General features: G+C 42.6%; 24 protein-coding genes. 20 read left to right on the forward strand and 4 right to left on the reverse strand.

Annotation, left to right across the window (positions count from 1 at the left end; all coding sequences use genetic code 11):
• Positions 1-31: 31 nt before the first annotated feature.
• The 4 genes from dtd to FFM78_RS06180 all read left to right on the forward strand — a co-directional run bounded on the left by dtd (position 32) and on the right by FFM78_RS06180 (position 2,359).
• Positions 32-478, forward strand: a complete 447-nt coding sequence (gene dtd, locus FFM78_RS06165) for a D-aminoacyl-tRNA deacylase (protein ID WP_137637574.1) — start codon at positions 32-34, stop codon at positions 476-478.
• 75 nt (positions 479-553) lie between these two features.
• A complete protein-coding gene (locus tag FFM78_RS06170) occupies positions 554-1,186 on the forward strand; it encodes an HAD-IA family hydrolase (RefSeq protein WP_137637575.1) in 633 nt (210 codons plus the stop codon).
• A 74-nt stretch (positions 1,187-1,260) separates the two neighbouring features.
• The gene (locus FFM78_RS06175) at positions 1,261-2,043 is read left to right on the forward strand and encodes an AzlC family ABC transporter permease (protein ID WP_137637576.1); all 783 of its coding nucleotides are present in this window, start codon (positions 1,261-1,263) and stop codon (positions 2,041-2,043) included.
• Complete coding sequence (locus FFM78_RS06180; protein WP_137637577.1) at positions 2,036-2,359, forward strand: AzlD domain-containing protein; 324 nt, start codon at positions 2,036-2,038, stop codon at positions 2,357-2,359. The genes FFM78_RS06175 and FFM78_RS06180 overlap by 8 nt, the downstream gene beginning before the upstream one ends.
• Positions 2,360-2,473: 114 nt before the next feature.
• On the opposite strand, the gene FFM78_RS06185 is transcribed toward FFM78_RS06180, so the two are convergent.
• On the reverse strand, positions 2,474-3,781 hold the full coding sequence (locus tag FFM78_RS06185; RefSeq protein ID WP_171001851.1) for an N-acetylmuramoyl-L-alanine amidase family protein: 1,308 nt from the start codon (positions 3,779-3,781) through the stop codon (positions 2,474-2,476).
• 397 nt (positions 3,782-4,178) lie between these two features.
• On the opposite strand from FFM78_RS06185, the gene hisS reads away from it, so the two are divergent.
• On the forward strand, positions 4,179-5,480 hold the full coding sequence (gene hisS, locus FFM78_RS06190) for a histidine--tRNA ligase (RefSeq protein WP_137637578.1): 1,302 nt from the start codon (positions 4,179-4,181) through the stop codon (positions 5,478-5,480).
• Positions 5,473-7,242, forward strand: coding sequence for an aspartate--tRNA ligase (gene aspS / locus FFM78_RS06195; RefSeq protein ID WP_137637579.1), 1,770 nt, complete (start codon positions 5,473-5,475; stop codon positions 7,240-7,242). The genes hisS and aspS overlap by 8 nt, the downstream gene beginning before the upstream one ends.
• Before the next feature lie 57 nt (positions 7,243-7,299).
• Here the strand turns inward: aspS and FFM78_RS06200 are convergent, their stop codons facing one another.
• Complete coding sequence (locus FFM78_RS06200; RefSeq protein WP_137637580.1) at positions 7,300-7,518, reverse strand: P8 family protein; 219 nt, start codon at positions 7,516-7,518, stop codon at positions 7,300-7,302.
• Positions 7,519-7,727: 209 nt separating this feature from the next.
• Between FFM78_RS06200 and FFM78_RS06205 the strand changes: the two genes are divergently transcribed.
• The gene (locus FFM78_RS06205; RefSeq protein ID WP_137637581.1) at positions 7,728-8,603 is read left to right on the forward strand and encodes a YitT family protein; all 876 of its coding nucleotides are present in this window, start codon (positions 7,728-7,730) and stop codon (positions 8,601-8,603) included.
• Between the two features lie 313 nt (positions 8,604-8,916).
• Positions 8,917-9,648, forward strand: coding sequence for an MIP/aquaporin family protein (locus FFM78_RS06210; RefSeq protein ID WP_137637582.1), 732 nt, complete (start codon positions 8,917-8,919; stop codon positions 9,646-9,648).
• Positions 9,649-9,717: 69 nt separating this feature from the next.
• On the opposite strand, the gene brnQ is transcribed toward FFM78_RS06210, so the two are convergent.
• Positions 9,718-11,082: a branched-chain amino acid transport system II carrier protein gene (brnQ, locus tag FFM78_RS06215; protein WP_137637631.1), complete on the reverse strand. Its 1,365-nt coding sequence runs from the start codon at positions 11,080-11,082 to the stop codon at positions 9,718-9,720.
• A 113-nt stretch (positions 11,083-11,195) separates the two neighbouring features.
• Between brnQ and FFM78_RS06220 the strand changes: the two genes are divergently transcribed.
• Positions 11,196-12,113 carry a deoxyribonuclease IV gene (locus FFM78_RS06220; RefSeq protein ID WP_137637583.1) on the forward strand — a complete coding sequence of 306 codons (918 nt, stop codon included), beginning with the start codon at positions 11,196-11,198 and terminating at the stop codon, positions 12,111-12,113.
• Positions 12,114-12,270: 157 nt separating this feature from the next.
• On the opposite strand, the gene FFM78_RS06225 is transcribed toward FFM78_RS06220, so the two are convergent.
• Entirely contained in the window at positions 12,271-13,104 is an 834-nt protein-coding gene (locus tag FFM78_RS06225; protein WP_137637584.1) for a pyruvate, water dikinase regulatory protein, read from the reverse strand.
• A 268-nt stretch (positions 13,105-13,372) separates the two neighbouring features.
• Between FFM78_RS06225 and rpsU the strand changes: the two genes are divergently transcribed.
• The 11 genes from rpsU to rpoD all read left to right on the forward strand — a co-directional run bounded on the left by rpsU (position 13,373) and on the right by rpoD (position 24,358).
• Positions 13,373-13,549, forward strand: coding sequence for a 30S ribosomal protein S21 (rpsU, locus tag FFM78_RS06230; protein ID WP_010010010.1), 177 nt, complete (start codon positions 13,373-13,375; stop codon positions 13,547-13,549).
• Positions 13,550-13,578: 29 nt separating this feature from the next.
• Positions 13,579-14,025: a GatB/YqeY domain-containing protein gene (locus FFM78_RS06235; protein WP_137637585.1), complete on the forward strand. Its 447-nt coding sequence runs from the start codon at positions 13,579-13,581 to the stop codon at positions 14,023-14,025.
• A gap of 231 nt (positions 14,026-14,256) precedes the next feature.
• Positions 14,257-15,225: a PhoH family protein gene (locus tag FFM78_RS06240; RefSeq protein WP_137637586.1), complete on the forward strand. Its 969-nt coding sequence runs from the start codon at positions 14,257-14,259 to the stop codon at positions 15,223-15,225.
• Between the two features lie 28 nt (positions 15,226-15,253).
• Entirely contained in the window at positions 15,254-15,730 is a 477-nt protein-coding gene (gene ybeY, locus FFM78_RS06245) for an rRNA maturation RNase YbeY (RefSeq protein WP_137637587.1), read from the forward strand.
• A complete protein-coding gene (locus tag FFM78_RS06250; protein ID WP_137637632.1) occupies positions 15,714-16,103 on the forward strand; it encodes a diacylglycerol kinase family protein in 390 nt (129 codons plus the stop codon). Before ybeY ends, FFM78_RS06250 begins: the two co-directional genes overlap by 17 nt.
• Positions 16,104-16,128: 25 nt before the next feature.
• Positions 16,129-17,040 carry a GTPase Era gene (gene era, locus FFM78_RS06255; RefSeq protein WP_137637588.1) on the forward strand — a complete coding sequence of 304 codons (912 nt, stop codon included), beginning with the start codon at positions 16,129-16,131 and terminating at the stop codon, positions 17,038-17,040.
• A 19-nt stretch (positions 17,041-17,059) separates the two neighbouring features.
• Complete coding sequence (recO, locus tag FFM78_RS06260; protein WP_137637589.1) at positions 17,060-17,836, forward strand: DNA repair protein RecO; 777 nt, start codon at positions 17,060-17,062, stop codon at positions 17,834-17,836.
• Positions 17,837-18,103: 267 nt separating this feature from the next.
• Positions 18,104-19,006 carry a glycine--tRNA ligase subunit alpha gene (glyQ, locus tag FFM78_RS06265; protein WP_137637590.1) on the forward strand — a complete coding sequence of 301 codons (903 nt, stop codon included), beginning with the start codon at positions 18,104-18,106 and terminating at the stop codon, positions 19,004-19,006.
• 2 nt (positions 19,007-19,008) lie between these two features.
• Positions 19,009-21,090 carry a glycine--tRNA ligase subunit beta gene (gene glyS, locus FFM78_RS06270; protein WP_137637591.1) on the forward strand — a complete coding sequence of 694 codons (2,082 nt, stop codon included), beginning with the start codon at positions 19,009-19,011 and terminating at the stop codon, positions 21,088-21,090.
• 154 nt (positions 21,091-21,244) lie between these two features.
• Positions 21,245-23,107, forward strand: a complete 1,863-nt coding sequence (dnaG, locus tag FFM78_RS06275) for a DNA primase (RefSeq protein WP_137637592.1) — start codon at positions 21,245-21,247, stop codon at positions 23,105-23,107.
• A gap of 135 nt (positions 23,108-23,242) precedes the next feature.
• A complete protein-coding gene (gene rpoD / locus FFM78_RS06280; protein ID WP_137637593.1) occupies positions 23,243-24,358 on the forward strand; it encodes an RNA polymerase sigma factor RpoD in 1,116 nt (371 codons plus the stop codon).
• Positions 24,359-24,551: the final 193 nt, after the last annotated feature.

The following is a 24,551-nucleotide window of genomic DNA, read 5'->3' on the forward strand; positions in this document are numbered from 1 at the left end:
GGGACTATCAACTAAATGGGAGGATCCTAAAATGCGGGTGGTTTTGCAGCGTGTTAAAAAAGCTAGTGTAGCAATCGATCAGCAAGTAGTTGGGGCCATACAGCGTGGTTATTTATTGTTAGTCGCTGTCCGAGATTCAGACACTGAAGCTGATCTTGATTATTTAGTTCGAAAAATTACTAAGCTGCGAATTTTTGAAGATGAACAAGGTAAAATGAATTTAGCATTAGCGGCAGTCCAAGGCCAGATTTTATCGGTTTCTCAATTTACACTTTACGCGGATACAAGTAAAGGCAATCGACCGGGTTTTGCTACTGCAGGTCAGCCAGCTAAGGCGGCCGAGTATTATGATTGGTTTAATCAAAAACTACAGGCAGCTGGCGTTGAAGTGGCTACCGGTAAGTTTGGTGCGGATATGGCGGTAACATTAGTCAACGACGGTCCGGTCACCATTTTGTTTGATACTGAGAACAAGTAGATATTTCACAACATTACGATCAGGCGATTTCGCTCAAATGATTAAATCAGCAGATAGAAAGTAAGGGATTATTATATGCTACAAGCGGCAATTTGGGACTTTGATGGCACACTTTATGATACATATTCAGGAATTATGCAGGCATTACAGCAATTAGTAACTGAATATGGCCTGAAAGTTGACCGGCAAAGTTTATACCGCCTAATTAAGGAAGATTCAGTTAAAACTGCTATTGCACAGTTTGGCCAAACCTTAGCGATCGAGCCTGCAGTGCTTTCAAAACGCTATCACGAAATCGAACGGCAAACACAACAGGATCCGCAGCCTTTTACTGCGGCATTAACCACTTGTCAGGCCATTATTGCCAACGGCGGGCAAAACTTCTTAATGACCCATCGTGATCGGGGTTCAGAACGATTTTTGGCTGCCGGTGGTTTTACACCGCTATTTAGTGAATATGTAACCAGCGAGCAGAATTTTAAACGGAAACCAGATCCAGAAGCAATCAATTATTTAGTTACTAAGCATCAATTGAATCCAGCTACGACGGTGATGATCGGTGATCGGCCATTAGATGTTGTTGCTGGACAAAATGCGGGTATTAAAGGCTGTTTCTTTGATGTTGATCAATTTCATAGTGCACCAACAGCCGACATTGTGATCACAACTTTGCCAGAGATCATTCCCTATTTTCAAGCGCGCGATTAAAAGAGGACTATAAATTTACCAGTCCATTATGGTATAATCGCTTAGGTTTGTTTGCTAGATTTGGAGGCTTACTTTTGAAAGTAGAGGACAAAAATTGGTTTAACGTATTTAAAATTGCCTTACCACTTTGTATAAGTTACGTGCCAATCGGATTGGCCTGCGGGATTTTGTTACATTCAGCAGGTTTTAATATTTTGTTTGCGGGCTTGTTATCAATTATGGTGTTTTCTGGTGGGGCACAATTTTTGATCGCATCGATGTTGGCAATTCACGCCCCGATGCTGCAAGTTTTGTTGATGTTACTTTTTTTGGAGATGCGCTATGCTTTATTGTCCGCCAGTTTATCGCCGTTTTTAAAAAAGGAACCTTTACCTTTTTTGATTTATTTCTCCAGTTCAATGAACGATGAAAATTATGCGATCAATTATTTAAAGTTTGCTACTGATAAGAAGTGGAATGGACACCAGGCTGTGATGGTCAATCATTTTTCTTTATTGTTTTGGACGATCAGTAACATGGTCGGGTCAACGATCGGAAACTTAATTCATTTTGATGTTAATCTAGTTAATTTTACTTTAACGGCATTGTTTGGTTATATGCTGGTCATGCAGGTGAAAAATTTACTTTCGATCATTGTGGCGGGGCTATCTGCTGTGTTGTCCGTTTGGCTGATCATTATGATGCGCAGTACGATGGGGCTGGTAATCGCGACGTTAGTAGCATCGTTTGTTGGTTTCATGTTGGAACATCGTTTAGAAGGTAGATCCAATCCGTTACTGTTGCGCTCATTACGTTTGCGCCGCCGACATGAAAGTTTTAAAGAATTACCAAAGGAGACGACCGACGACCATGAGTAACCTTGATTATCTCATTTTGATTGTATTGGCGGCGGTAGTTGCCTTTATCCCGCGGGTCATTCCCTTATTATATTTTTCAAAACGTAAGATTCCCAAATGGTTTGATGAGTGGATGAAGTACATTCCTGTGGCATTATTTACCGCTTTGATCGCCAAAGATGTTTTTGTCACTGCACAATATACTTATAATACAAAAAATTTAACCGAAATTTTTTCAACTATTTTAGTTTTTGTTGTGGCAGCTAAAACCAAATCAATGTTAGTCACGGTGGTGGTTGGGTTAGCTGCGATTATGGGCTTGGCACTGGTTTTTTGATCATTACCGCACCGCTACGGCAGAATTGTTGCTGGGCGGTTTTTTTTATTGTAATCAAATACCCGCTTACTGAATCAATTTTGTTCAGTAAGCGGGTATTTTTGTGCTACGTAATTACTTGAAATATTGTTTTAAGCCTGTGTAAATATCATCGGCAACTTTAGTTTGATAATAACTGGAACGAATTCGTTTATAGTCGTGACGGTCATTGATATAACCCATTTCCAGCAAAACAGCAGGCTGCTTATTATCCCGCAGAACTAAGAAATTACCGAATTCAACGCCACGATTGTCTAAAGTCAAATTATTGAATTGCTGATTTAAGGCTTTGGCTAGGGGTTTGTCCTTGCTTTTACCATAATAGTAAGTTGTCGTGCCGCTGGCCTGATTATCCTTAGGGCTAGAATCAAGGTGAATACTGATAAACGCGTCGGCGTGGACTTTTTTGGCCAGAGCAGGTCGCGGTGCTAAGCCCACATATTTATCTTTTTTCCGGGTTAGCACGACACGGGCACCGGCCTGCCGCAATTTAGCCGCAATTTTTTTGACGATCTGCAAGGTGTACGTTTTTTCGTAAGTCTTTTTCTGGGACAAAGCGCCGGAATCACGGCCACCGTGGCCAGGATCTAAGACAATGGTGGCCTCCGCTAAGTCGCTAGCGTTAGTGGTTACTGGCTTATTTGAAGTCGAGGGGGTCACCGCCCAGTTAGCGACGTAGCCAGTTTTACCCGCCTGAGTTTGGACCTTATACCAATCGCCGGCGGTTGCCAAATAAGTAAGTTGGGTTTTACGAGTTAGCGTTGCCGCAATACGACCTCCAAGTGCGGGGGTCGCTCGCAACTTGGCGTTGGCTTCATGGACTGTCATGCTTTTAATACTTTGATCGACAGTTAATTGTTGTGTGGATTTTTGTGTGTTATCTTTGTTTTTTTGTTCAGTGATGTAGGCCGTTTTGATCCAAGCTACTGATTGTTTAAATAGGATCTGACTCCAGCCAGCTTGCTCATAAACTACTGTTACTGCCGCATTTTCCTGGAGGGTGCCTAAGGTATCGCTGTCGTCAGCCGGATTTTCTTTAGCAGCGACGTTAGCAGTATTGATGGTACCCTTAACATTAGTTGCCGAACTGATTTCAGTATTTTTTAGTAACCAGCTCGCCACCCAGCCAATTTTATCACTGGCCAGCCGGACTTGATACCAGCTGTTTTTTTGAGTAATCACGGTTATCTTATCGCCTTTTTTTAACTGGGCCATGGTATCGTACGCTAAGCCAGGACCCATACGGACGTTAACGGTATTGGCAGTAACGGTAATCGTTTCTTGATGCGCATAAGCCGTGGCCGGCACACTGAGCCAGCTACCACTAAAAATGAGACTTAGTAGCAGGACAGCGCTAATGATTTGTTTAGTTGTGTGACGCAACTCTTCACCTTCAAAAAATTAATTACTTTAATTATAGCAAATCCTTGGGTGGGAAACAGTACTTTTCGCCAGGCTGACTTGACTTTTAACCTTATTTTCGGTAACGTAATTGTGAACTTAATATGACCGAAGACAAAGTAAGCTTGTAGGTAGATTGTTTTTTAGAGAGCGCTAGCTAGGCTGGAACTAGCGTAAACACACCTGCAACATGACACTTTTGAGGTAAAGCCTGGTGCTTTCGCGAACAGCGTTATCTGATAAGTGATCTAATTTATAATTTTAAATGACGGTCGAGTAATTATTAAGGTGGTACCGTGCAATCAATGCGCCCTTGTCGAAGACAGGGGCGCTTTTTAGTTAATTTTATTGTACGTGCGCCAAAGAAAGGGAGTTTAGTATGGTTTATCAACGACCAAAAGGGACTGCGGATATTTTACCTGGTGATACCGAAAAATGGCAATACGTTGAACAAACGGCACGTCAGGTTTTCAGTCATTACCAATTTAAAGAGATCCGGACGCCAATTTTTGAAAGTTTTGATGTGTTTTCCCGTTCAGTTGGGGATACTTCGGATATTGTGACTAAGGAAATGTACGACTTTTACGACAAAGGCAAACGCCACATCGTTTTACGGCCAGAAGGAACGGCCGGAATTGTCCGTGCTTATGTTGAAAACAAATTATTTGGTCCGGAGCATCCTAAACCTGTCAAAGTTTATTATATGGGGCCAATGTTCCGGTATGAACGGCCTCAATCTGGGCGGATGCGTGAATTCCATCAAATCGGGGTTGAAGCGTTAGGCAGTCCTAGTCCAACAGTTGATGTTGAAACGATTGCTATGGCGTTAGGCTTATTTAAAAAAATCGGTATCGGTGGTCTAAAATTAGTGATCAATACTTTAGGTGATCTGGCTTCACGTCAGGCGTACCGGCAAGCATTGATCGACTTCTTGGAACCGCATTTTGCCGAACTCAGTCAGGATTCACAGGTTCGCTTACACAAAAATCCATTGCGTGTCCTCGACAGTAAAGATAAAAAAGATCAGGCAATTGTTGCTGATGCACCGTCAATTTTAGATTTTCTGGATGAAGAGTCGACGGCGCACTTTACAACGGTTAAAGCGCTGTTAGATAACCTGGGTATTGCCTATGAAGTGGATGCCACCATGGTTCGTGGATTGGATTATTACAACCACACGATTTTTGAGATCATGTCCAACTCAAAAGCTTTTGGCGGACAGTATATGACAGTTTGCGCTGGTGGCCGCTATAATGGTCTGGTTGAAGAAATCGGTGGGCCAGCTACTCCTGGTTTTGGCTTTGGTTTAGGCCTGGAGCGAATGCTACTAGTGATGGCGGCTGACGGGATCGAGGTGCCGAATACGGCTGATTTAGCGGCTTATGTGGTCGGTATCGGCGAAGAGACCCAGGCCGCGGTGGTCCAAGTGACCCAGGCTATTCGTAATGCCGGCTTTACTGCTGAACACGATTATCTAGCGCGGAAACCAAAGGCACAATTTAAAATGGCTAACCGCTTGAATGCGGAAGTGGTAGTCACGATTGGTGAAAGTGAATTGGCGGCTAAAACGGCGCATTTGAAAAATATGGCAACAGGTAATGAAATTACGGTGCCACTGGCTGAGATCGAACAGGATTTTGCCACGGTGATCGCACAAATAAGGGGAGAAAAACGTGGATAAACGCACAACTTATGCAGGGTTAATTGATGAAAAGTATGTCGGTCAAGAAGTGACTTTAATGGGCTGGGTTCAAAAACGACGCAATTTAGGTAACTTGATCTTTATCGATTTACGTGACCGGGAAGGCATCGTACAGTTAGTTTTCAGCCAAGAATTTGGGCATGATGCGTGGGCAGTTGCCGACAAAGTTCGGTCTGAATACGTGATTGCAGCCAAAGGTAAAGTCACTAAGCGGGCTGCCGACGCGATCAATTCGAATATGAAAACCGGTAAAGTCGAAGTTGAGATCCATGACGTTACTGTTTTAAATAAAGCAAAAACGCCACCATTTTATATCGAAGATAACATTAACGTTTCTGCTGATTTACGAATGAAATATCGGTATTTGGACCTGCGCCGGCCGGAAATGTTGCAAGGCTTATTGATTCGCAATAAGATCACTCAAGCGGCGCATCGTTATTTGGACGAAACCGGCTTTATCGATGTAGAAACACCTGATCTAACAAAGTCAACGCCGGAAGGAGCGCGTGACTACTTGGTACCATCACGGGTTTATCCAGGTCATTTTTACGCGTTACCGCAGTCACCACAATTGTTTAAGCAATTATTGATGGGCGCCGGGCTAGATCGTTATTACCAAATCGCACGTTGCTTCCGTGATGAAGACCTGCGTGGTGATCGCCAACCAGAGTTTACCCAGATCGATATGGAAACTAGTTTCCTTAGTGCAGAAGAGATCCAGGAATTAACGGAAGGCTTATTGAAGGCCGTTATGAAGGCTACAAAAGGGATCGAATTAACAACACCGATTCCACGGATCACTTGGAATGAAGCCATGGCTCGTTTTGGCTCTGATAAGCCGGATATTCGTTTTGGCTTGGAATTAACTGATCTATCTGATTTGATGCAGGAAACTGAGTTTAAGGTCTTCAGTGGCGCTATTGCTGCTGGTGGTCAGGTTAAAGGCATTTGTGTTCCAGGTGCTGCCGACAAGTATTCCCGCAAAGATATTGACAAAATTCAGGATTACGTTAAACGTTTTGGCGCTAAGGGATTAGCTTGGCTAAAGCTAACTGACGATGGTTTTACCGGCCCAATTGCTAAATTCTTTAAGGGCCAAGAAGCTGTTATTAGTAAACGCTTAGGCGCTAAGACCGGTGATTTATTATTATTTGCTGCTGATACGCGTAAGATTGTCGCTGATACACTCGGCTATTTGCGTAAATTCTTTGCCAAAGAACTGAATTTGATCGACGAAAGTAAATTTGCCTTTATCTGGGTAGTTGACTGGCCATTATTTGAATACGATGAAGGTATCCAACGTTGGACGGCAGCGCACCATCCGTTCACGATGCCTAATGAAGAAGACATCCATTACTTAAATGATGGTGAAGATCCCCATAAGGCACATGCACAAAGCTACGATATCGTCTTGAATGGCTACGAGCTTGGTGGCGGTTCGATTCGTATCCATGATCGTGATCTCCAAGAAAAGATGTTAAAAGCTTTAGGCATTTCACCAGAAAAAGCGCAGGAACGGTTTGGTTTCCTACTGGATGCTTTGACTTACGGTTTCCCACCGCATGGCGGCTTAGCTATCGGGTTAGACCGTTTTGCAATGTTATTAGCAGGTAAGGATAATATTCGGGAAGTGATCGCCTTTCCGAAGAACTCTAAGGCGGGTGATCCTTTGACGGATGCCCCTAGTAAAGTATCCAATAAACAATTATTAGATCTGGATTTAACGGTTTACGATAAATAAGTGCCATAAAAAATGACCACTGGAATTAATTCCAGTGGTCATTTTGTTCGTACTAAATTATTTTTTTAGATTAGCTTCAATGAACTGCTTGATTTCGTCCTCACTTTTATCGCTGGTGTACGGCTTAACGTCAACAACGGTCTTATCGGTGTTGTGATTATTCTTTTCCATGAAATAATCCCAGATTGCATCGCGGACGACCGTATTGCTATCGCTCCAGTCAAATGCCTCGCTCATTTTTTCGTTAAGAATATGTGCTTCTGTGACTTCTGCCATAATATCTACCTCCTAGATTTAGTTACGGACTAATACCTTAGTTCACTTTCTAGTATAGCGCTTTTTGAAAATAGTGGGCAAGTTATTGACGTTGAAAATTAGATTTGTCAGCGGCAGTGCGAACTAAAATTGATATGGTATAATGCATGAAGTAGTGCCAAGTAGATGGGGTTCAGTGAACAAAATTAAAAGAGGTTAGATAAAGAAAAATGGATGATTTACAGCGCGTGATGCGGCGTCATCAATATACCGCTAAAGTTTCAACGGCTTTTTTATATTCAATTTGCGTTTCGATCGCAATGAACTTTTTCTGGCAACCGGGAAATATTTACGCGTCAGGGATCACTGGTTTTGCACAGCTATTGTCGACTTTAAGTGGGCGTTTTTTTTCAGTTAGCATCTCGATCCCTGTTTTGTTATTCTTACTTAATTTGCCATTATTCGTTTTAGCGTGGCGCCAGATCAGTCACCGCTTTACGATCTTTACCTTCATCGCGGTTGTTTTTTCCAGTGTAATGATGAAGCTGATCCCGATTACGCAAATCACGTTTGATCCCATTATTTGTGCGATTTTTGGTGGGGTAGTCAATGGTTTTGGGACGGGTTTGGCCTTGAAAAATGGTATCTCAACTGGCGGACTCGATATTATCGGTTTGGTGATCGGTAAAAAAACCGGGAAAAGTATTGGCACCATCAATATCAGCTTTAATGCCTTTATCATTGTGGCGGCCGGTTTTGTTTTTGGTTGGCCGTACGCGTTTTATAGTGCGTTGAGTATTTTTGTCAATGGGAAAGTTATGGATATGGTTTATACTCGGCAGCAAAAAATGCAGGTCATGATCGTCACTGATAAACCACGTAAAGTGATCGATCATATTCAAAATCGAATGCGTCGGGGAATCACCATTGTGCATGATGCTGAAGGGGCTTATCAACACGATGAAAAAACAATTTTGTTTACTGTGATCTCACGTTATGAGATGCATGACCTCCAAGTCGCAATGCGTGATTCTGATCCTAAAGCCTTTGTTAGTATTTCGGATACCGTTAAAATTCTCGGTCATTTTTATGAGCCGATGATTTAAATAAATAATCGTTGAATTACCTCGTCGTGAAGGCGGGGTAATTTTTTTGGCGCGGCTATGTGAAATAAGTAGCTAACTATAAAATAAGTGTTTTCAGCAAGCAGTTATCTATGCTATAATTTCTTTTATGTAAGCGGTACCAATACAAAATAACAATCACAATAATTTAGCGATCTACCAGCACAACAGGCTGCTTAAACCTTTGATCGCGTGTAGCTGGTACGATTTTTGTTGTGAATACCGTTTACCGTACCACCACATATTATAAATTGGGGACATTTTACGAAATGTGCCGCATACCTAGGAGGACATTATGGACCATAGTTTGATGACGCGGACGATTGCCGAGTTTATTGGTACGGCCTTATTGGTGATTCTTGGTAATGGCTCGGTGGCTAATGTTGAATTGAAAGGAACAAAAGGTTATCACGGCGGCTGGGTTTTGATTGGCCTTGGCTACGGTGCTGGGGTTATGATTCCAGCAATGATGTTTGGCTCGGTGTCAGGAAATCACATTAATCCTGCCTTCACCTTAGGCCTGGCCGCCAGCGGTTTATTTCCTTGGAATGAAGTGATCCCGTATTTGATTGCTCAAATGCTCGGGGCCATTTTTGGCCAGTTAATCGTTATCTGGTGTTATAAACCATTTTATGACAAAACAACAGAAGACGAAGCGATTTTAGGTACTTTTTCCACGATCGACGCTATTCACTCTAACAAGAATGGTTTTATCAATGAATTTGTTGGTACTTTTATTCTCGTTTTTGGGGCTTTAGGTATTACTCACGGTATTTTCTTCAAAGACAATATTTATTTGGCTAATTTCACCTTAGGCTTTCTGGTGATGACTTTGGTCGTTTCATTAGGTGGTGCTACGGGGCCAGCGTTAAATCCAGCCCGTGATTTAGGGCCGCGCTTAGTTCACGCGTTATACCCGCTAAAACATAAGGGGAGTTCGCAGTGGAACTATAGCTGGGTGCCAGTTATTGCACCTTTATTTGCTGGTTTAGTGGCAGTTGCCTTGTTTAAAGCTATTTTTATGTGATTTATATTATCCAATAAAAGGTTAAGCAGCCGTAACAAAAAAGCAGAATCCTGATCGGGATTCTGCTTTTTAAATTTGTTGGGTGGGTGTTTTTGGTGGTAAGAAATGTGCTAAAAGTAAGCCTAGCACTAAACCACTTAACGCTGGAATTAACCAACCCATACCAAACTTGAAAAAAGGTAGGTAGTTAGTGGCCAAGTTAACGATTGTTTTAGCCATAGTCGTTTGAGCGATTGCTGCTGGTGCTGCGTGAACGCCGTCAGCAATCGCCGCAATCAAGGTAAAAAGAGTGGTGGTCACATAAACGATTTGGCGGTGCTTAAACAAGGCGCTGCCAATACCTAGCAACATTAACGTGATCGCCAATGGATAAATGAACATTAAAATTGGCGTGGAATAAGCAATGATCGCCGTTAAACCAACGTTAGCAAAAAGCGCCGGTAAAATACTGGCCCCAGTAATATACCAAAGATAATGGCCCTGAGGAAATAAGTCTTGAAACGTTTCGCCAAAAGCTGATACTAGGCCAATTGCGGTTTTAATACAGGCGAGGATAACTAACAAAGCTAATAAAAAGCTACCAAAGTCACCAAAATAATAATGAGCGATCGCGGCTAAAGCAATTCCACCATTAGCTGCTGGTTTAAATTGACCAAGACTCATAGTTCCCATCAGGGCTAATAATGTGTAAATAACCCCCATTAAAATAAGACTGATCAGGCCAGATTTCATGGTATCCAGTGCAATCGTAGTGGGTTTGGTCACGCCCAACTTGCGAATTGTATCCGTGACGATCACACCAAAAGCAAGTGCAGCTAAGGCATCCATGGTGTTATAGCCTTCAGTAAAACCGACTAAAAAGGGCTGTTGCTGATAGGCGTGAGTGACCGTCGCGTGATCAATACCACCCATTGGTCGAGTTAACGCGGTGATCAGTAATAGCCCCAGAATGATCAAAAAAGCCGGGGTCAAATATTTACCGACAACAGCGATCAATTGTGATGGCCGGCGGGCAAACCACCAAGTAATAGCGAAGAAAATAATTGAAAAAATAAGTAGAGCGCCAGTCTGTTGGCCGGCTTTTAAGAAGGGAATGATCCCAATTTGAAAAGAAGTGGTGGCTAAACGTGGTAACGCAAAAAAAGGGCCGATGGTCAAATACAATAAGATCGTAAATAGATAGGCATAAGGGCGACCGACCCGCTTAGCTAATTCAAAAACCCCTTTGCTCTGGGACATACCAATGGCAATTACCCCTAATAGAGGTAACCCGATACCAGTGACTAAAAAGCCTAAATTGGCTTGGCCAATGTTTTGCCCGCTATTTTGACCAAGGAAAACGGGGAAAATTAAATTACCAGCCCCAAAAAATAAACCAAAGAGCATAGAACCAATATAGAGATATTCGCGCTTAGTCAAACGATGTTGCTGCACCAAATTATTTCCTCCTCAATTGCATTTGTACTGCTGATTATGCTTAAATAAAAACTAGATTGACCTTATTAGATTACCTAATTTTTGAATAAAAGTAAAAGGATGCGGTAGTAATGTTATTAATTGGTTCTCATGTGGCTATGCGCGGTAAAGAAATGCTGTTGGGCTCGGCTAAGGAGGCAGCAAGTTATCAGGCGACCACGTTTAGTATTTATACTGGAGCACCGCAAAATACACGGCGTAAGCCAATAGCTGAGTTAAATATTGCTGCAGGTCAGGCTTATATGCAAACCCATGGCTTACAAAGTCTTGTGATCCATGCACCGTATATTATTAATTTGGCTAATACGATCAAATTAGATCATTTTGCCTTTGCAGTGCAATTCTTACAAGCAGAGGTTGCACGGGCCGAAGCGTTAGGTGCTAAGCAAATCGTCCTTCATCCTGGTGCACATGTAGGTGCCGGTGCGGCCGCCGGGATCGCTAATATTATTAAAGGCCTAAACGAGGTATTGCAGCCTGACCAAACGGTGCAGATCGCATTGGAAACTATGGCTGGTAAGGGGACCGAAGTTGGTCGCCGCTTTGAAGAACTTGCCCAGATCATTGCAGGGGTCACGTTGAACGAAAAATTAAGTGTTTGTTTTGATACTTGTCATACTAATGATGCTGGCTACAATATAAAAGATGATTTAAGCGGTGTACTCACCGAATTTGATCAAGTGATCGGTCTTGAGCGCTTACAGGTTGTTCACTTAAATGATTCTAAAAATCCGCAGGGTAGCCATAAAGACCGCCATGAAAATTTAGGTTTAGGTACAATTGGTTTTTCAACGCTAAACGCTGTTGCCCACTTACCTGAGCTAGCCCGCATCCCTAAAATCATGGAAACGCCTTGGGTCAAAACAACAACTGGGACAAGTTATGCACCCTATGGTTATGAGATCGCTATGCTAAAGCAACAGCAAATGAAGCCTGATCTAATAGAAGCAATTACCAGTCAACGGCCATTTGACCAAAATGTTGGTTAAATTAAAACGTACTGCTACTAAAAAATGAATTAATTTAGTAGTAGTACGTTTCTTAAGTTAACTACGTTGGGAGTTGTGCTGATCCTAACAACTGACTGAAAGATAAATACTTGCCCAACTTAATTTCATTGTTTTCACGTAAGCGCAATTGCTTTTATTAAAGATTTTTATTGCCGTAATGATCTAAGCCCATATGCTCCAGGATCAAAGTAGCAGTTTCTTCAATTGAACGGTGCGCAGTGTTGATCACATAGCAACCGATTTTATCGTAAAGCTGCTTAGCAAAGTCTAATTCGGCCGTAATTTGGTTCATGTCAGAGTAGGCTGTATCCGGATTAAGTCCGTAGGCAAGCATGCGCTCACGGCGGAAATTATTTAAAACCGCAACGTCAGTGGTTAAACCAATAATTTTTTTGGGATCGACTTGCCAAATTTGTTCGGGAATATGGGCAGAAGGAACTAGCGGCAAATTGGCAACTTTTAAATTACGGTTGGCTAGAAAAAGTGATAATGGCGTTTTCGAGGTTCGGGAAACACCTAGTAAAACAATATCGGCTTCAAGAAAACCTTTGGGATCCTTACCGTCATCGTACATAACGGCAAATTCCATGGCGGAGATCCGATCAAAGTAACGATCATTTAGGCGATGGATCGCGCCAGCTTCACCATGGGGCATTTCTCCGGAACGGCGGCTGATCTCTTGCATGATCGGACTCAGGAGATCGTAGCAAGTCAATTTTTGTTCAGCCGCAAAGTCGTTGACTCGTTTGGCTAGATCACCAGTGACCAAGGTCTGGATAATAATTGGCCGTTCGGTAACGGCCTGTTTAAGGACACTGTCTAAGCGACTATGGGAGTTTGTAAAGGGAAAGCGGTAATAGATTGGATCAACGGTTGTAAACTGGGCTAAGGCAGCACGGGCCATATTTAAGGCTGTTTCGCCAACGGAATCAGAAATAATAAAAAATTTGATCTCAATTTTACTCGGCATGTGACGTTGCTCCTTTATAGTAAGATGATTTAGGGTGAGTAGCCGTTGCAGATGCGGTGGACTCACGTTTCTGTAATTGTTTTCATAATAGCATAAAATACAAGCCGATTAGTATCAAATTAAAAAAGCAAGCAAATATTATCGTTTGCATGCCGCTTTCTTATTGACGGGGCGGCAACCGTTGGTTATAATAAAAAACGAATCGAATTTTATGAGAGCAATCTTGCAAAACGGTTCCATTTTTGAGCTCGGAGGGAGGGATATCATAATGGCAAAGACAGTCGTTCGTAAAAACGAATCTCTTGATGATGCTCTTCGGCGCTTCAGACGCACTGTGTCCAGAAATGGTACATTGCAAGAATACCGTAAACGTGAATTCTACGAAAAGCCTAGTGTTAAACGTAAATTAAAATCAGAAGCAGCAAGAAAACGTAAAAAGTTCTAGTTTACTTGCCTACTAAGGGATGAGTATCCATGAGTCTGATCGCGACGTTAAATGCTGACTTGAAGACCGCAATGAAAGCACGCGACAAAGCTACATTAGCTGTTGTGCGGATGTTGAAGGCCGCCGTTACGAATGAACAAATCAAGCTTGGTCACGAACTTAATGAACAAGAAGAGCTAGCGGTACTTGCCACTGAACTGAAGCAACGTAAAGAGTCGCTAGTTGAATTTTCTAAGGCGGGGCGTGAAGATTTAGTCACACCGCTAAAGACGGAAATTAAGCTAGTCGAACATTATTTGCCGCAACAGCTGACTGAAGCTGAAGTTAGTGACCTAGTCACAACTACTGTTGCCAAACTTAATGCCACGTCGACTAAAGATTTCGGTAAGGTTATGCAAACGCTAATGCCTCAAGTTAAGGGCAGAGCGGATGGTGCCTTAGTCAATCGCTTAGTCAAAGCAGCTTTAACTAAATAGTCAGTAAAATAGCCGCGCAGCTGCGTGGCTATTTTTTTGGCGCTAAAATTGACTGGTGACTTGCGGATGCTTTTTAGGCTGGGTTGTGCTATCATTTTTAATGATAATCAAGTCGTGAAATTTAGTGGGTTGACCCGCTAAGTTTACTTGAAAATGTGAGGTCAAAGCGAATTTGACTCACGTCATTAATGATGGCATACAGTAAAAATTCTATGGAGAAGGAGCACGCTTTTGACAGAAGAACAGGACGTTAAGGTATTTCGCGTCAGTAGCCCCGAACAAGCACTTAGCTTAATGGGTAATCAGGATAAGAACTTAAACCTATTAGAAGATGGCCTACACGTTACATTAAACGCATTTGGTAATGAAATTAAAATTACTGGGACCAGTGAAGCGGCCAGTCGAACCTACGCTGTGTTAACCAATTTATTACAGTTATTAGGGCAAGGAATCGCCATTAGTGGCGAAGATGTGGTCAGTGCGATCAAAATGGCAACCCGGGGGACCTTGGACTATTTTCAGGACCTTTATGCGACTGAATTGATCAAAAATCGCCGTGGCAAGCCGATTCGGGTCAAGAATTTTGGCCAGCGTGAATATGTTCAAGCAACCCAGCATAATGATGTGACTTTTGGGATCGGACCGGCTGGTACTGGGAAAACGTATTTAGCAGTGGTCATGGCAGTAGCTGCGTTAAAAAGTGGTGCGGTCGAGAAAATAATTTTAACGCGTCCAGCTGTTGAGGCCGGTGAAAGCTTAGGGTTCTTGCCTGGAGATCTCAAGGAAAAAGTTGATCCGTATTTACGGCCGATCTATGATGCGTTGTATGATATTTTAGGTGCAGAACACACCACCCGTTTAATGGATCGGGGTGTGATCGAGATTGCACCGTTAGCGTATATGCGTGGGCGAACCTTAGATAATGCTTTCGTCATTTTAGATGAAGCACAGAATACCACTCCGGCACAAATGAAAATGTTTTTGACCCGTTTAGGTTTTGGATCAAAAATGATCGTCAATGGGGATGTAACGCAAATTGATCTACCACGTAGTGCTAATAGTGGGCTAGTTCAGGCACAGCGGATCTTACAAAATATTCCGCATATCGCTTTCGTTAGCTTTAGTGCCGCTGATGTGGTGCGCCATCCGGTTGTTGCCAGCATTATTGCTGCCTATGATCGGCAGAGTCGGCAAGCTTAAATATTATTTTTGAAGGGTAGGAAGTTGTGTGGATTTAGAAATATTTGACCATACGGAAACTGCGTCACCAGAACATTTGCAATTAATTCGGGATGTTTTGGATTTTGCAGGTAATTATATGAAATTACCAGCAGATACGGAAATGTCTGTGACGTTAATGCATAATGATGAGATTCATCAGATCAATAAAGATTATCGGGATACTGATCGGGCCACTGATGTGATCAGTTTTGCTATTGAAGAAGATCCTGATGATCAGGATGTGATTATCATGCCTGAAGGCGAACATGTACCACGCAATATTGGTGATTTGATGGTTTCAGTTGATAAGGCACAGGAACAAGCTGATGATTATGGGCATTCTTTTGAGCGTGAGCTTGGTTTTCTAGTGGTTCATGGGTTCTTACATTTAAATGGTTATGACCATATGCGCTCACCAGAAGATGAAAAGATTATGTTTTCTCTACAGCGGGAAATCTTAGATGCTTATGGCCTTAAAAGATAAGCAAACAACTAAAAACCACAATTTAGCACAAAGTATGCAACATGCTGTGGCGGGCCTAGTTACTGTGGTGCAGATGGAACGTAATATGCGTTGGCATTTATTGGCCAGCTTATTGGTTATCGGTGTCGGTTGGTGGTTGCAACTAACGCGCAGCGACTGGCTATGGCTATTATTGGCGATTTTCATGGTACTGCAAAGTGAGTTGGCCAATACGGTCGTTGAAAATGTGGTTGATTTGTTAACCACGCATCATTATGTCAGCGCCGCCAAATATGCGAAAGACATTGCGGCAGCGGCAGTTTTAATGGCGGCCGGTTTTGCCATCATTGTGGGGCTATTGATTCTGGGACCACACCTGTTAAAGCTATTTTAGTTATCTAATTTGAGGAGCAGTGAATATGAGTGAAGAACAAGCAGCATTCCATTCTGGATTTGTCGCGATTGTAGGGCGCCCGAATGTGGGTAAATCGACCTTTTTAAACCGAGTTGTTGGTCAAAAAGTGGCGATCATGTCAAACAAGGCCCAAACTACCCGTAATAAAATTCAGGGGATCTATACGACGAAACAAAGTCAAATCGTTTTTATTGATACACCTGGTATTCATAAGCCACAGAATAAATTAGATGAATTTATGATGAACTCGGCGACTTCAGCTTTAAATGAAGTTGATGCGGTTTTATTTATGGTTAGCGCCCGCGATAAAATTGGGCCTGGGGATGCCTTTATTATTGCTCAGTTGAAACGGGTCAAACAGCCAGTTTATTTAGTGGTTAATAAAATTGACACCGTCCATCCCAATGATTTACCGGCGTTTGTTGAACAATATCAAGCCGAAATGGACTTTGCCAAAGTTTTCCCAATCTCAGCTTTGGAAGGCAACAATGTGGCTGAATTATTAACGACTTTGGAGCAACAATTACCGGTTGGTCCGCAATATTATCCCGACGATCAAATCACCGATCATCCCGAATATTTTGTGGTCTCCGAATTGATCCGGGAAAAAATTCTGGAATTAACGCGCGATGAAGTTCCCCATTCCGTAGCGGTTAATGTTGAACGGATGCGGCGTAATGATCAGGACAAGTTAAAAATCGAAGCGACGATCATTGTTGAACGCGATGGTCAGAAGGGAATTATCATCGGTAAAGGTGGTAAAATGCTGAAAGAAATCGGTACGCGGGCGCGTTTGGATATTGAGCATTTATTAGGCGATAAGGTTTATTTGCAGTTATGGGTCAAAATTGACAAAAATTGGCGGGATAATCAGCGCTATTTAAACGAATTAGGTTATCAGAAAAAGAACTATTAGGCAGTTATAGGAGGTTACGTTGGCCCAACGAGAAATTACGGATTTTAATGGGATCGTTATGTTGCGTAAAGATTATCGGGAACGCGATATGCTGGTCAAAATTTTAACCGATCAATTCGGAAAGAAAATGTTTTTTATCCGCGGGGCACGTAAACGTGGCTTTCGCCTAGCAGCAGCCATTTTGCCTTTTACCCATGGGACCTTTGTCGGTAACATTCGGGATGAAGGGCTTTCATTTATCAATGCGGCTAAAGAATATCGACAGTGGCAAACCATTAGCCAAGATATTACCCTAAATGCTTATGCAACGTATATTCTCGGCTTGATCGATGTGGCTTTTCCCGATAGTCAACCGCTGGCGCAATGGTACCAGCAAACCCTATTAGCTTTGCGCTATATTGACGATGGTTTTGACCCGCAGATCATTACGAATATTATGGAGGTCCAATTGTTGCAAGTATTTGGTGTTGCGCCCCGGCTGGAAAGTTGCGTTATTTGTCAGCGGACGGATCTGCCGTTCGACTATTCGCAAAGTTACGGCGGGCTTTTATGCCAGCAACACTGGACCTTAGATCCATACCGCTTTCATGCAAGTCCGCGGGCAATTTATTTATTACGTTTATTTTCCGTGATCGATTTGCACAAACTGAATTCAATTACGGTTAAGGCAACGACTAAGCAAGAACTGCGGCGGATGTTAGATCGTATCTATCAAGATAGTGTTGGCTTATCGTTGAAGAGTAAACACTTTATTGATGAAATGGCTAAATGGGATGATTTGTTGAAACATGATTGACAACTTTTATAAAAAGCCGTAAAATCTGTATCAGTGAATGAAGACGGAACGGTGTTAAGTGGTCCTATTAGCGAGTCTGTGGCGGTGTAAGTCAGGCAAGTGATCATTTAGCGTGGCACTCTCGAGTTCGAATTAAATCATAATTAAGGGTTAGCGGAGTTGATCCGCTAGAACTAGGGTGGAACCGCGCATTAGCGTCCCTATGTCGTGTTTTTGGCGACATGGGGACTTTTTATATTCCGTTAAAATAAGAGTGGAGGATTGATCATGAGTCAAAAGTTAAATATTCAAGATATGATTTTGACCTTGCAGCGCTATTGGGGGCAACAAGGTTGTATGCTGATGGAGGCCTACGATACGGAAAAAGGAGCGGGTACCATGAGTCCCTATACTTTTTTACGGGCGATCGGTCCGGAACCATGGAATGCGGCCTATGTGGAGCCTTCCCGGCGTCCTGCTGATGGTCGCTACGGTGAAAATCCTAATCGTTTGTACCAACACCATCAATTTCAAGTGGTCATGAAACCTTCGCCGGCTAATATCCAAGAACTTTATTTAGGCAGCTTACGGGAATTAGGTATTGAACCTTTGGAACATGATATTCGTTTTGTTGAAGATAATTGGGAGAATCCTTCAATGGGTTGTGCCGGTGTTGGTTGGGAAGTTTGGCTCGATGGAATGGAAGTTACGCAGTTTACTTATTTCCAAGTTGTCGGTGGCTTAAACGTTAAACCCGTTACTTCCGAGATCACTTATGGGATCGAACGCTTAGCTTCTTATATCCAAGACGTGAACAACGTTTTTGATCTGGAATGGGGCGACGGCGTTAAATATGGTGAAATTTTTAAAGAACCAGAATACGAGCATTCAAAATATTCCTTTGAAGAAAGCAACCAAGAAATGTTACTACAATTATTTGATATGTACGAAGCGGAAGCTAAGAAGCAGATCGAAAACGGTTTGGTTCATCCTGCCTATGACTATATTCTTAAATGCAGTCATACCTTTAATTTGTTAGATGCTCGTGGTGCGGTTAGTGTGACTGAACGGGCCGGCTATTTAGCACGAATTCGTAATATGGCACGTTCCGTTGCGCGGGCCTTTGTGGCGGAACGAGAGAAATTAGGATTCCCATTATTAAAGGATACGGCTAAAAAGGAGGAGGCATAATCATGGGACAAACATTTTTATTGGAAATTGGCTTAGAAGAAATTCCGGCGCACGTCGTTACGCCTAGCCGGCAACAGTTAGTTAAGCGAACAGCCGATTTTTTAAAAACGCAACGTTTGGCGTATGGTGACATTAAATCTTACGCAACACCACGGCGTTTGGCGATTATGCTGACTGACGTAGCTACCAAACAGGCCGATGTCAAAAAGGAATTACGCGGTCCGGCCAAACGAATCGCCCAAGACGATGCCGGCAATTGGACCAAGGCAGCACAAGGCTTTGTTCGTGGGCAAGGACTGACTACGGATGACATCACGTTTAAAAAACAAAAAGGTGAAGATTATGTTTTTGTGAACAAATTTACGCCTGGTAAAACTGCGGCGGAGGTGCTAAGTGGAATAACGGAAGTTATCACCAGCATGACCTTTCCGACTAATATGCATTGGGGCAACTTTGATTTTGAATATATTCGGCCGATCCATTGGTTGGTAGCATTACTTGACCAAACAGTCGTCCCCCTGCAGGTGTTGAATATTAAAAGTGGCCGAACAACTCAGGGACACCGTTTTTTAGGCCAGCCAGTTGACTTAGCACAGGCTAGTGATTACGAAACGGCGTTGGCTAAACAATTTGTGGTGGTTGATCCAGAAAAACGTAAGGCTACAATTAAACAACAGATCGAGGCTTTAGCGACTAAAAATAATTGGGTTGTCGCCTTAGATCCAGATTTACTGGAAGAAGTTAACAATTTAGTTGAGTACCCGACGGCCTTTGCTGGACAGTTTAAAACTAAGTATTTACAAATGCCTGATGAAGTACTGATCACCTCAATGAAGGATCATCAACGCTTTTTCTACGCTCGCGATCAGGCCGGTAAATTATTGCCGATTTTCATTTCCGTACGTAATGGTAATGCTGATTACTTAGATAATGTGATCAGCGGTAACGAAAAGGTGTTAACTGCACGGCTGGAGGATGCCCAGTTTTTCTATAATGAAGATCAGCAGCAGACGATCGCCACTTATGTTGAGCGACTTAAAAAAGTTACCTTCCATGAAAAAATTGGGACACTATACGAAAAAATGCAGCGTGTTCAGTTGATCGGGCAAGTATTAGGTCAACAAATTGGTTTAACTGCACCTGAATTAACTGATTTAAAACGGGCCAGTGAGATCTATAAATTTGATTTAATGACCGGAATGGTCGGTGAATTTCCCGAATTACAGGGGATCATGGGTGAAAAATACGCCTTATTGCAAGGTGAGAAGCCTACAGTTGCCACGGCGATCCGTGAACACTATTTGCCAATTTCTGCCGATGGCGTCTTACCACAAACTAAAATTGGCGCTGTTTTGGCGGTGGCCGATAAATTTGATAGTATTGCCAGCTTCTTCGCGGTTGGACTGATTCCTAATGGTTCCAATGACCCGTATGCATTACGGCGACAAGCCGCTGGGATCGTCCGCATTGTTAAGACCGAAGAGTGGCACCTCAATATTACTGCTTTGCAGCAGCAGATCGGTCAGGTTCTGACTGAGCATAAGGCCACTTATGGGTTGAAATTTGCTGCTAATGTGACGGCCTTTCAACAGTTTATCAATGAACGGATGCGGCAATGGTTTGGTCAGCACAAAATACGCTACGATATCGTCGACGCTGTTTTGGCCAGTCATGAAAATGACTTAAAGCAAATGTTTGCGGCAGCTAAACTATTGGAGCAGCAAAAAGATGATCCGGCCTTTAAGCCAACTATTGAAGCACTGACCCGTGTTTTACGTTTAAGCGAAAAAGCTGATTTTAATGATCAGGATACATTGACGGTGGATCCAACCTTATTTGAAAACGATGCTGAAAAACAACTGTATACGGCAGTAGAAAAATTGCGCCAGCAAGCTGATCAGCAAACGCTAGCCGAAAATTATCAGGCGTTAGAAGCATTACGGCCCTTGATTGCCGCTTATTTTGACGCGACGATGGTCATGGTGGATGATCAAGCAGTACGAACTAATCGGCTGAAGCAATTAGTTATTTTGGCGCGTTTGATTTTTGGTATTGCCGACTTAAACCAATTGATTATTAAATAAAATATTCGGTTAAGTGGTTAAGCAAATTCATTGCTGCTCTAGTCTAGTTGTGCTATAGTTAATGATGTATTTTTGTGCTCATTCGGCAGTGAAAAGTCGCACTCATTTTGGGTGCGACTTTTCGAAGCTTAGGGCTTAAAGGTAGGTGATCACTTTGGCAACAAGAATTCCAGAAGAAGTGGTGGAACAAATTCGCGGTGCCGTTAATATCACTGATGTGGTTGGACAATATGTCCAGTTGAAAAAGTCTGGCCGAAACTTATTTGGTTTATGCCCTTTTCATGAAGAGCGCACACCGTCATTTTCAGTTGCTGAGGACAAACAGATCTTTCACTGTTTTAGTTGTGGTCGTGGTGGTAATGTTTTTAAGTTCATCATGGATGTTGAAAATTTATCTTTTCCAGAAGCGGTGACCCGGGTAGCTGAACTTGGCCATGTGGGAATCGATTTATCTGGCTACACGGTGCAGGCGCGACCAGAAACGGCGTTAAATTCACAGCAAAAGCAACTACGCCAACTCTATCAGGATGCAGCAGCGTTATTTCACCATATTTTACTCAACACAAAATTAGGGGAGCAGGCGTTGACTTATACACAGCAACGACAATTAACGCCGACGCTTCTTGATACGTTTGATATTGGCTATGCGCCAGAGGAAAATAACTTATTGACGCGCTTTTTTGCCGAGAAAAAACTTGATTTTAATCTATTGCGTCATTCTGGTTTATTTTTAGAAAATAATGATGGTACGCTACGGGATCGCTTTGTTGATCGGGTCATGTTTCCAATCAAAGATGCACAGGGGAATGTGATTGCTTTTTCAGGCCGTGCTTTGACTAAGCGTGAAGGCCAACCTAAGTATTTGAACAGTCCAGAAACTGAGTTGTTTAATAAACGCAATGTGTTATTTAATTTTGATGTGGCCAAGACCGAAATTCGTAAGGCTAAGCAAGCCATTTTATTTGAAGGTTTCATGGATGTGATCGCTGCCTATCGCGCAGGGATCACCTATGGCGTTGCTTCAATGGGGACTAGCTTGACCAATGAGCAGCTCTATTTATTGCAACGATCAACGGATCATTTAGTAGTTTGTTATGATGGTGATACGCCGGGAATGAAAGCAACTGATCGGGTGATCACTTTGTTACATGATGATCCCCGGTTTCAGTTAAGCATTGTTACGCTGCCGGAACAACTTGATCCAGATGAATACGTCAATAAATATGGGGAGCAGCGTTTTCGTGATGTGATCGGCGGTGGTATGGAAACTGCCGTTGGCTTTCGACTGCGCTATTTAAAACAAGGTCGTAATTTAGATAATGAACAAGAGAAGTTAACTTATATCGATGCTGCCTTGCATGAACTTGTTAATGTTAGTTCTGCAGTTGAGCGTGATATTTATTTGAACCGGTTAAGTGAGTCGTTACAGGTCACTTATGAAGCCTTAGTGACACAGTTACAAGATTATTTGGTTGATGCAACAGTTAAACGCCAGCCACCGGCACAGCAGGCCCAGATGGCAGCACCAATGGCGGTTCCACAAGTACATCAACAGCAAACTAAATTGACCCGTGCCGAACGTGCCGAACGGGGCTTACTGAACTTGTATTTTAAGGTAGCTGATGTTCGAATTGCGTTACAAGAACAAACGGATTTTAAGTTTATTCATGAGCGGTACCAAGCGATTTATCAGTTAGCGATCGGGTATTTTGCTGACCATGATCAGTTTGTGATCGCTCAATTTATGAATCAAATCACAGATGATCGTTTGCAGAGTTTAGTGATCGCCATCGATCGGCTAGCTTTTGATGAGAATACGGTACAGGAGCAGTTGCAAGATTATTTACGAGCGCTGCAACAAGCTAGTTTGGAACAACAATTAAACGACGCACAAGCTCAGTTGCAAGAAGCTAGTCGTGGTGGTGATAACGTGGGCTCGTTGCATGCCTTGCAACAAATCATTCGTTTAAGAAAACAAATGCAGCCAGTAGCACATTCGGCGGCTGAGCAAGGTTAAAATAGGTTAAGCATTCATAGTGTACCTAGCGCATCATTAGCGTTATTATGGAGGCGATAATGAGCAATTACTGTGACTTTTAGTAAAGGTGTACAGCATTGGTTAGCGTGAGATTGAAATAGGGAGGCCGAGCGAATGGCAAAAGAGAATGTTAAGAGCGACAATAAAAAGTTAGAGGCTGCACTCAAAGCACTTATTAAAGAATATAAACCGGATAAACAGATTCAAGAGGATAAATTGACTGCTAAGATCGTTGTTCCGTTTAATTTGGAATCCGAAGCAATTGAAAAAGTTATTCTTCGAGTCGAAGACCAAGGAATCAGTGTCGTTGATGAAAATGGTGAACCATCACAGCAAAGCTTAAAAAAAGAAAAGAAAATTTCTAAAAAAGCTTTAAAAGATACTTCGGCGCCAGCGGGAATCAAGATCAATGACCCTGTACGGATGTATCTAAAGGAGATTGGTCGCGTTTCGTTATTGACAGCTGACGAAGAAGTAGCGTTGGCATTAAAGATCGAACAAGGTGATGGTGAGGCTAAGCAACGTTTGGCTGAAGCTAATTTGCGGTTAGTAGTTTCGATTGCTAAGCGCTATGTTGGTCGTGGTATGCAATTCTTGGATTTGATCCAAGAAGGTAATATGGGCTTGATGAAGGCGGTCGAAAAGTTTGATTACCGCAAAGGGTTCAAATTTTCAACTTACGCAACGTGGTGGATTCGCCAGGCGATTACCCGAGCAATTGCTGATCAGGCGCGGACGATTCGGATTCCGGTGCATATGGTCGAGACGATCAATAAGCTGATTCGGATCCAACGGCAATTATTACAGGATCTTGGTCGTGAACCTACACCAGAAGAAATTGGTGCAGAGATGGATATGCCAACTGATAAAGTGCGGGAGATTTTGAAAATCGCACAAGAACCAGTTTCATTGGAAACGCCAATTGGTGAAGAGGATGATTCACATTTAGGTGATTTCATTGAAGATCAAGACGCTACTAGTCCAGCTGATCATGCGGCTTATGAATTATTGAAAGAACAATTGGAAAGCGTACTTGATACGTTAACTGATCGGGAAGAAAATGTGTTGCGCTTACGTTTTGGGTTAGACGACGGACGAACACGAACTTTGGAAGAAGTTGGTAAAGTCTTCGGTGTGACCCGAGAACGGATTCGGCAAATTGAGGCCAAAGCGTTACGCAAATTACGTCACCCTAGTCGGTCTAAACAATTAAAAGATTTCTTGGAATAAGGGTTTGAGCAATTTAGATATAGGGGCAACTTGTAATTGATTTTGCTTAGGATTGCGGCAGTATTTTTCTAACTGACTGCCACTAGCTTGATTAGGAAAACTAATTAAAAAATAAATGATTAATACAAAAAAGACGGTCGTCAGCGATGAAGGCCGTCTTTTTTTGTCGTTTTTTTGGTGTGCCGTACAAGCG

This window comes from Loigolactobacillus binensis, assembly GCF_005405165.1.
Lineage (GTDB): Bacteria > Bacillota > Bacilli > Lactobacillales > Lactobacillaceae > Loigolactobacillus > Loigolactobacillus binensis.